The following is a 6,328-nucleotide window of genomic DNA, read 5'->3' as shown; positions in this document are numbered from 1 at the left end:
GTGTTTGATTTCGCTTGGCTTCTCTTTCTTTTTCTTTGATTATCACTAATAGTTTAAGAAGACAATCAGTAATTTCTTTTTCATCAACCGCATTACGATAAGGTTCAAACAGAGAGGGAGTAGACTCAGATCTTGCATCTTTAGCAAAAGCTACTGGTGATGGTTGAGTAATGAGTAATGAGTAATGAGTAATGAGTTAAAGAATTAATGCTAAACGCTTAAAAATTGATTCTCGCCTGTTGGTCAATTTCTGTACTTTTGTATTTGCGTGCTTTGATATGAGTAGAAGCTAATTTCCTGAGAATCCCTAATGATGAGGTACTTGTTTAGCTACTACTACTTCACCATAAGGTGATAATAATTGTTCTAAATAGTCTTTGCTGAATTGATCGTAAATGAATCTAGTCAATTTTTGTTCTTTAAGGCTTATTTATCACTGTCTCATTAAGATTATCATGGGTTTATCTCTGTTGACTAGGCAGTTTTCCCAGATGGCGATCGCTATTTAAAGAAAGAAAAGTTAAAACAGAGAAGGCGATCGCCATTTTGGTTCCACACATATTTACAACTAGTCATGTAATGCCAATATCAATCAAAGTTAGATTTTTCTATCTTCTCTAAAGCAGAGAAAACCTCTATCTACAGTGCGATCGTATTTCTTATTTCCACCAGCGACAAACATCATTAATAGCTGTTTTTACGGCTCTTAAGGCTTCAATTCCTCCAAATTTGATAATTAAAGGAGCTAATGGAGAGATATTTTCTAAAAAATGAGAGCGATTAAGACTAGCCAGAGTATGAAGCATTTTTGTGAATAATGATATCTCAACAGGTAGAGAAGTAAATCTAACAACTAACTCCTGTAACGCCGTAGCTCGGGAGTATTCATCTCCAATGCCTCGGGCGGCTTCTAAGGCAGAGGGTAACAACTCAGGGGGTAAATGGGGGGCTAACCCTGATAAGGCTTCTGCTCGGTAGTCTTCATCTCCAATGCCTCCGGCGGCTTCTAAGGCGACTGGTAACAATTCACGAGGTAAATGGGGGGCTAACCCTGATAAGGCTTCTGCTCGGTTGTATTCATCCCCAATCCCGAGGGCGGCTTCTAATGCGGACGGTAACAACTCAGGAGGTAAATGGGGGGCTAACCCTGATAAGGCCGAAGCTCGTTCGTGTTCATATCCAATGCCTCGGGCCGCTTCTAATGCGGAGGGTAACAATTCAGGTAAATGGGGGGCTAACCCTGATAAGGCCCAAGCTCGGTAGTCTTCATTTCTAATGCCTCGGGCGGCTTCTAATGCGGAGGGTAACAATTCACGAGGTAAATGGGGGGCTAACCCTGATAAGGCCCAAGCTCGGGAGGATTCATCTCCAATGCCTCGGGCGGCTTCTAAGGCGACTGGTAACAATTCACGAGGTAAATGGGGGGCTAACCCTGATAAGGCTTCTGCTCGGGAGTATTCTCTCCAAATGCCTCCGGCGGCTTCTAATGCGGAGGGTAACACTTCGGGGAAATGGGGGGCTAACCCTGATAAGGCCCAAGCTCGGTTGTATTCATATCCAATGCCTCGGGCGGCTTCTAAGGCGACTGGTAACAATTCACAAGGTAAATGGGGGGCTAACCCTGATAAGGCCGTAGCTCGGTAGTCTTCTCTCCCAATGCCTCGGGCGGCTTCTAATGCGGACGGTAACAATTGACGAGGTAAATGGGGGGCTAACCCTGATAAGGCTTCTGCTCGGTTGTATTCATCCCCAATCCCGAGGGCGGCTTCTAATGCGGACGGTAACAACTCAGGAGGTAAATGGGGGGCTAACCCTGATAACGCCTCTGCTCGGTCGTCTTCAAACTCAAGACCGCGGGCGGCTTCTAATGCGGAGGGTAACAATTCTGGTAAATGGGGGGCTAACCCTGATAAGGCCCTAGCTCGCCAGTATTCATCTCCAATGCCTCGGGCCGCTTCTAAGGCATCGGGTAACAACTCAGGGGGTAAATGGGGGGCTAACCCTGATAAGGCTTCTGCTCGGTTGTATTCATTATTAATACTTCTGGCTATTTCTAAAGCAGATGGTAATAAAGAAGGAGGAAGATATTTAACAATCGCCTTTAATCCTCTAGCTTGAGCCCCTGAATCTTGGTTTTGCCTGATATAAGCCAGTCCTCGTGCTGGTATCCAGACTTCTTTTTCTACTAAGGCGGCTATTAACTCTGGTTTAATATTCCCTACCAAACTATTCACAGATGTCAGTATTAAAGCATAACGAAACTGTAAACTAATTGATTCGGTTGGATTGTTATCAAAGGTTGCTTCTGCTAGTTGCCAAGCTTTTGATACATCTTTGATGAAAAGAGCGGTTTTACCTTGTTTTTCACATTGACTGTACCAACCGTTAGTTCCACTAGAGTTTTCTTCTCTCAGTAATTGATGAATCTCTTCAATTTTTTCAGCTTTTTCAAAATGCCAGATTAATTGGTTATAAATATAACCATCATCGTTTAAACTTTGCCATAAGCCGTTTTTAGTTTGTTTTCGATAACCTTCTAATAATCGTTGATGGGCTTGAGGAAGAGATAAGCCTAATCCTGGTAATTGCCAGTCTTCATCAGGTTGTGTAGGCGATTGAACTAAATTACGTGCTAAATCGTGTAACAAATCATGTAGACGATAATTAGTTCCTTCTTCACTGGACACACCTAGTAATAATAAGGCTTTATTTCGTAAATATTCCAGAGTCTGTTGAGCCTTATTTTCCTGACAATCCCACAAAGTTGCTGCCATCTTGGCTGTGATGGTCACATCATCTGGTAATATTCCCAACCAAGCAAATTGTTGCAATCTTTCAGTCGATAATCTTTTTAAACTGAGGTTAAACGAGGCTATTAAACTAAACTGTTGGCGTTTTTCTTCACTACTAGCCTCTTCAGGTTCTATCCTATTTAATATGGCTAACTCTGCTTCTAAATCTGATAACAATTCATCCCAGGTGAATCCTTCCGTTATTTGAGCTGCTGCTAATTCTAAAGCTAGGGGTAAATATCCTACTGTTTTGGCTAAAGTTTCAGCCTGTTCACGTTCTTCACTGGTTAGCTGATTAGTTAAACAGTTGGTTAATAACTCCAGAGATTGTTCTGGAGTCATGATGTCTAAATCATAACGAATTGCTCCTTTGACCGGGGCTTCCCTCGTAGTAACTAAAACTTGACATCTTTTTCCCACAACTTGAAAAGGTTCTACATCTTCAGGATTCCAAAGGTCATCAACCACTATTAAGGCTTTTTTATCTGCTAGTAGGGTTCTTAGTTGTAAAGTTGCTGCATCCACATTTGTTGGTTTAAAATCATAATCTCCTAATGCTTGTATCCAACCATGGAGAAATGAGAGGATATCTGGTTGTTGACCTAGGGTTGCCCAAAAAATACCATCAGGGAAGTTTGATTGAACTTCTCTGTCATAGGCTAAAGCTGCGGCTAAGATTGATTTACCAATGCCTCCTAAGCCATAGATGGCACTAATCACTAGTGTTCCATTTGCGGCTGTTTCTGGAGATAGGAGACTGTTTTTTAATTTATCCCTGACCAATGGACGTTGGACAAAGTTACTTGGTAAAGGCGGGGCTTGATTACGATAGTAACTCAATTTTACCTCCCTGAGAGACTAGTAATAGATTTATTGTAGCATCAACAAACCCGAGACGTTGGACAAAGTATAGTGTTGGGTTTCGTGACCTCAACCCAACCTACAGGCTTCAAAACTTCAAGACTTCAAAACTCATTACTCATTACTTATTACTCATTACTCATGTTTGGTGCGTTACGGGCTTCGCCCTAGCACACTACAAATACAACTACTTGTATAGTGTTGGGTTATCTCCCTGCCCAACCTACAGGCTACTGGCTACCTTCTTACTTCAAAACTCATTACTCATTACTCATTACTCATTACTCATTACTCATCTAGCGGTGCGTTACGGGCTTCGCCCTAACACACCCTACAACTACAACTACTTTTATAGTATAAAATAATAAATAAGTAAATAAACACCACTAAACTACTAATATAATGTTGGGTTATCTCCCTGCCCAACCTACAGGCTACTGGCTACCTTCTTACTTCAAAACTCATTACTCATTACTCATTACTCATTACTCATGTTTGGTGCGTTACGGGCTTCGCCCTAACACACCCTACTCATACTTTTTTATAGAGGATATTTAATAACCGGATGCGCGTATAATTCTCCCCCTCTCCCCATCTCCCCCTTCCTGGTTTAAAGTAAATAGTGTCAATTATTGAAAAACCTTGCTAAAATATTTAAAGTAAATCATGTTTCTCATTCCAGGAACACCTAGTTATTTTTAACTATTTTTATCTTGATAGGCTTTAATTTTATCATAAAGATTGGCCACAGTTTCTTGTTTAAAAAGTTTATCTTTTAGTTTGAGATAATCTCCTTCTCCAAGATGACAAGCCGCCACAAAATGAATCACTTTTGAGAGTTCCAAATGATTCATTAAGGTTTCTAAGCCTTCTTGTAAAATTTGCTGTTCTTTATTAACTTTAATGGTCATCTTCTATCTCCAAAATAAAATCAACTGGATTTAAGGTTTTAGTCGGTAGTCCTTTACAGCGATTAATTAAACGCTGATCACAAGTAATGAAATAATCACTTTTTGAAGCTTCAGCCGAGGCAACATGAAGAGCATCAATTGGCTTTATTCCTTGTTTTTCCAATTCTTCAGCTCTCTGTTTAATGTTTTCATTAATAGGTTGTTTAATGCCAGCCTTATCTAAATATCGATTCATTGTTTGTTGTTTAATAGGATAAGGATTTTGACTATTTTCATACTCTAAAACCGCTGAATTAACTAACTCAACTAAATCAGCTTCTACCATTTGCAAAATGATAATAACTGCTTGAGTTTCTAGATGAATTTTAGGCTGTGTTTGTTCATCAAAAGGACGATTATAAATACTTGTATCTAAATAAATCCTCATCTTTTCTCATCATAAAATCCTCGAAACATATCATCATTTCCAGTTTGATAAAACTCTAGGGCAAAATTTATATTAACAATTATAAACTAAATAATATCAATTATTGAAAAACTTTGCTAAAATTTTTAAAGTAAATTATGTCATTTATTATTTACTTTCTTCCGAGTAAGTCGGGGCTAAATACAGTTATTATGACACTATCTACCAAAAATATAGCGTTTATCAGACTCATGAGGTACATAAAAATCAGCATAGCAGCATAGCTGCCTCTCTTGCCTCTCTTGCCTCAAAGCGATAACCTTTCTCACCAGTATGAGAATTGCTATAGAAGTAAAAGCAAGCTAAAACTCAGATTTATATAATGATGAAATTATCTAGAAGAAATTTTTTTAACTTAACAGCAGCTAGTGCAGGTAGTATAGTATTAGCTTCTTCATTAGAAAAATTTTATCAACGAATAGCCAGGGGAGAATCAATTGATAGTGGAGGTTTCGGACAACTCCAAAGAGATCCCCAAAAGATCATTGATTTACCTCCTGGATTCAAATATAGTTGGTTTTCCGCCACAGGAGAAGTAATGAGTGATGGGACGCGAGTACCACCGGGTCATGATGGCATGGCAACTTTTAAGGGAAATAACGGGGAAACTATCTTAATACGCAATCATGAATTAACTCCAGAACACAAACTAGGAGTAGTAGCCAATAATAGCAATAAATACGATGTTGTTAGTAAAGGAGGGACAACAACCATAATAATTGATAAAAATCGCCGTCTTAAACAGCATTTTGTATCTTTAGCGGGAACTAATCGTAATTGCGCGGGAGGAAAAACTAGGAGGGGAAGTTGGATTAGTTGTGAAGAAGATGTTTCTACCCCAGATACGGCCAAGGTTAGTAAAAAACACGGTTATAATTTTGAAGTAGAAATAGATAAACCCTCCTATTCAGCAATACCTCTAGTAGCCATGGGCAGATTTAAACATGAGGCGATCGCCCAAGACCCCGAAACAGGTTACATTTACCAAACAGAAGATCAAGTGGATAGCTGTTTTTATCGATTTCGCCCCACAAATCCTGATAATTTGGCACAAGGAGGAGTTTTAGAAGCCTTAACTATTCCTGAAATGCCGAAAGTCGATACTAGTACCAATTTCCCCCAAGGTAAACCTCAATCTGTAGCTTGGGTAGAAATAGAACAAGTAGACCCAAATGAAGATACTGTGCGCTACGAAGCGCAATCTAAAGGCGCGGCAATCTTTCGCCGGGGTGAAGGGACTTGTTGGGGCTAAATACAGTTGAAAAATATTTACTCATTACTGCTAAAACTTGCTCATT

Annotated in this window: 4 protein-coding genes and 1 pseudogene; 1 reads left to right on the top strand and 4 read right to left on the bottom strand. The window is 39.6% G+C overall.

The features are described from left to right. Positions 1-319: 319 nt before the first annotated feature. The 4 genes and pseudogenes from MW688_RS20860 to MW688_RS20845 form a co-directional block, all read right to left on the bottom strand. Positions 320-409, bottom strand: a pseudogene (locus tag MW688_RS20860) (DUF4351 domain-containing protein); the annotation flags it as partial. Between the two features lie 250 nt (positions 410-659). Then, a complete protein-coding gene (locus MW688_RS20855; RefSeq protein ID WP_486737938.1) occupies positions 660-3,632 on the bottom strand; it encodes an NB-ARC domain-containing protein in 2,973 nt (990 codons plus the stop codon). A 719-nt stretch (positions 3,633-4,351) separates the two neighbouring features. Beyond that, positions 4,352-4,564, bottom strand: a complete 213-nt coding sequence (locus tag MW688_RS20850) for a hypothetical protein (protein WP_486737937.1) — start codon at positions 4,562-4,564, stop codon at positions 4,352-4,354. Next, positions 4,554-4,991: a PIN domain-containing protein gene (locus MW688_RS20845; RefSeq protein WP_486737936.1), complete on the bottom strand. Its 438-nt coding sequence runs from the start codon at positions 4,989-4,991 to the stop codon at positions 4,554-4,556. Before MW688_RS20845 ends, MW688_RS20850 begins: the two co-directional genes overlap by 11 nt. A 361-nt stretch (positions 4,992-5,352) precedes the next feature. Here MW688_RS20845 and MW688_RS20840 point away from each other — a divergent pair, with 361 nt between their 5' ends. Continuing rightward, entirely contained in the window at positions 5,353-6,282 is a 930-nt protein-coding gene (locus MW688_RS20840) for an alkaline phosphatase PhoX (RefSeq protein WP_486737935.1), read from the top strand. Positions 6,283-6,328: the final 46 nt, after the last annotated feature.

It is taken from the genome of Johannesbaptistia floridana, assembly GCF_057440575.1.
Note: the sequence above shows the minus strand (reverse complement) of the source record. Positions and strands in the feature narration are given on the sequence as shown.

What these genes read in the sequence shown, in the direction of transcription:
- MW688_RS20850 (WP_486737937.1), bottom strand. Translation starts at nt 4,564, where the DNA reads ATGACCATTAAAGTTAATAAAGAACAGCAAATTTTACAAGAAGGCTTA.
- MW688_RS20845 (WP_486737936.1), bottom strand. Translation starts at nt 4,991, where the DNA reads ATGAGGATTTATTTAGATACAAGTATTTATAATCGTCCTTTTGATGAA.
- MW688_RS20840 (WP_486737935.1), top strand. Translation starts at nt 5,353, where the DNA reads ATGATGAAATTATCTAGAAGAAATTTTTTTAACTTAACAGCAGCTAGT.